The sequence below is a fragment of the Parathalassolituus penaei genome, assembly GCF_026626885.1.
GTDB lineage: Bacteria > Pseudomonadota > Gammaproteobacteria > Pseudomonadales > Oceanobacteraceae > Oceanobacter > Oceanobacter penaei.
In genome coordinates this window covers 1-2,515 of record NZ_JAPNOA010000053.1, presented here as the reverse complement: position 1 = coordinate 2,515, position 2,515 = coordinate 1, and the positions used below count along the sequence as shown (strand labels likewise).

Sequence of the window (2,515 nt, the reverse complement as noted above, 5' to 3'; positions counted from 1 at the left end):
GCCACCTCGGGTACGGACCGGTTGTGAGGTGGCAAAAGCTTATTCAGAACGGCTTCGCGACGTTCAATGGAATAACGGGCCATGGTCAGTTCCTGGCCGCCCACTGTTCGTTTTAACGTGAAAAATTTATCGGACAACTATGCTGACACAGCGGGGAGGGCGCGGCACCCGGATGGTCTTCACCAGCCATCTTGCAGGGCGGTTGCGACGTTATCGATAAACCAGCGTTGCGCCGGGTAATCATCCACCCGCTGGGATGAATATATGGATATTTCTGCCTGGGGTAGTTCGACGGGCATTTCACACCATGCCAGATCGTGGTTACGACAAAATAAATGAGCGATGCTTTTCGGCACAACCGCCAGAAGCGAGGTGTTTGGCAATACATAGGGCAGCGCCGAAAAATGAGGCAGGAACAGCGCGATATTCCGTTTTATACCCAGTTCATGCAAGGACTCCTCAACAATACCATGGCCCACTGCCCTGCTGATTTGCACATGTTGTGCGTTGCAAAAACCGTCAAGGTCAATTGTCATCGGTTGCTGACCGGCTGCCGCCAGGCAAACGTAATGATCCTGAAAGATGACTCGCTTCTTGATTTTTGCATCGATGATTTGTGCAGTACAGATAACAGCATCAACCTTGCTTGAGTATAACCAGTCCTTGATCTGGTCTATTTCAACGTTCACCACTTTGAGACTGATATTGGGTGCCTGTTGCTGTAGCCGGGCAAGTATCAAAGGCAGCTGAACAATCTCGCCAAGGTCTGTCAGGGCGATGGTGAACTGTCGATGAGACTTCGCGGCGACAAAGCCCCGGGCATTTTCAACCGTGGATTCAATCTGGGCCATGGAGTGGCTCAGATCTTCGAATATTTGCCGGGCTAACTCTGTGGGTTCCATCCCACCACGGGCGCGTACAAACAAGCGGTCATTAAAAATTTCACGCAGTTTACCCAGCGCGTAGCTCACCGATGGCTGGGTAACACATAACTTTTCGGCACACAGAGTGGTGCTTCTGGTTTCGTACATCACAACAAAGGTACGTATCAGGTTGAGATCAAGGTTAAGCATAAATAGAACCTGTTTATTCCAATCCTATATACTATCTATTTGATCTATTATAGAGCAGATAATAGTCTCTGTCCGGGTTAAATGATCTTGGAGAGAATATCGTGAGTTTGTCCTTTGATAGTGCGCGCTTCCATGTGGACGTGCCAGCAACGCCCGCCGGTATGTCAGAAGCAGAATGGATGGTACGACTGGAATTGGCAGCCACCTACCGACTGGTGGACTACTACGGCTGGACAGCCATTGTGTACAACCACATCAGTCGCCGCATTCCGGGTACTGACGAGTTTTTGATCAATCCATTTGGAATGCGCTACGACGAGATTCGTGCCAGCGACCTGATTCGCATTGACCTGGATGGAAATGCCCTGAGTGAAACAGACTGGCCCATCAACAAAGCCGGTTTCCTCATTCACTCAACCATTCACCGCACCCGCCCCGATTTACATGCTGTGCTTCATACTCATGAACCCATCAGCCAGGCACTGGCTTCCATACAAAGCCCGGTGGTTCCGGTGACTCAGGAAGGCTGCCAGTTCTTCGAACGGGTTGGGTACCACGACTTTGAAGGTATTGTGCTTGATGGCTCCGAAGGGCCTCGAATTATCGAAGCGCTGGGCGAGGAATATCATACCCTGCTGTTGAAAAACCACGGACTGATTACAGCAGGGCCAGATTGTATCTGGGCGTTTGTTCGCCACCTGGCCTTTATTCAAAATGCCGACGTTCAGCTGAAAGCCATGGCGGCAGGCACATTAAACCCCATACCGGAAGACATCATGCGTAAAACCCGCCATCAATTTGAAGGCGGCGATGCCCAGGCCAACGCCAAGGTGCGTCACCCGGAATGGCCCGCATTATTAAGGCTGATCGACAAAATAGACGACAGCTGGAAATTTTAATTCGTTTATAAAACCGAAAACTCAGGAGGTGTAATTAAACAACCAAGGGACACTCTGAATAACTCTGCACAGCTCTGCGCGAGTGCTGCAGCGCATGTGAGCAAGGCGACGAACGCAGCGAAATGACGAACCAACCTGGCCGGGTCCTTTTCTAGTTCGTCAACACCGCTCAAATGCGATGCAGCCCGCGCCCTTCGGGGCTTTCGGGATGGTGATGACTCTGTGTCGCCGGTTTTTGATGTAGCCCGCTATGCCATCAAACCGGCTTCGTGATTCATCACCATCCCGATAAGCCAGAGCGGGCACTGAGTTATTCAGAGGGTCCCTAGGCAACCAATAGGCGTTTTGCCTGGCCTACTCCGGTTGGGCGTTTATAACCCAGTTGCTCGCAGGCTTGTCGAACACGGGTTTCATTGCCCACAAAGGTGCTGAAACAGTTTTCAAACTGTTGGGCCATGGTCAGCCATTGCTGGCTGTCCAGCCCAATGCGACTCAGGATTGGTGCGAGCTTGTTATCAATCGCGCCGCGTTTGTTATTTCGAA

Annotated in this window: 2 protein-coding genes and 1 pseudogene; 1 reads left to right on the top strand and 2 read right to left on the bottom strand. The window is 51.2% G+C overall.

From position 1 onward, the window contains the following. Positions 1-179: 179 nt before the first annotated feature. Positions 180-1,073 (bottom strand): LysR family transcriptional regulator, encoded by an 894-nt coding sequence (locus OUO13_RS14365; protein ID WP_283174595.1) that lies wholly within the window; start codon positions 1,071-1,073, stop codon positions 180-182. A gap of 101 nt (positions 1,074-1,174) precedes the next feature. On the opposite strand from OUO13_RS14365, the gene OUO13_RS14360 reads away from it, so the two are divergent. Then, positions 1,175-1,972, top strand: a complete 798-nt coding sequence (locus OUO13_RS14360) for a class II aldolase/adducin family protein (RefSeq protein ID WP_283174594.1) — start codon at positions 1,175-1,177, stop codon at positions 1,970-1,972. A 325-nt stretch (positions 1,973-2,297) separates the two neighbouring features. Here OUO13_RS14360 and OUO13_RS14355 read toward each other — a convergent pair. Next, positions 2,298-2,515: pseudogene (locus OUO13_RS14355) on the bottom strand (transposase); the annotation flags it as partial.

Excerpts from the sequence above, each read along its gene's own strand:
- OUO13_RS14365 (WP_283174595.1), bottom strand. The coding sequence starts at position 1,073 with ATGCTTAACCTTGATCTCAACCTGATACGTACCTTTGTTGTGATGTAC.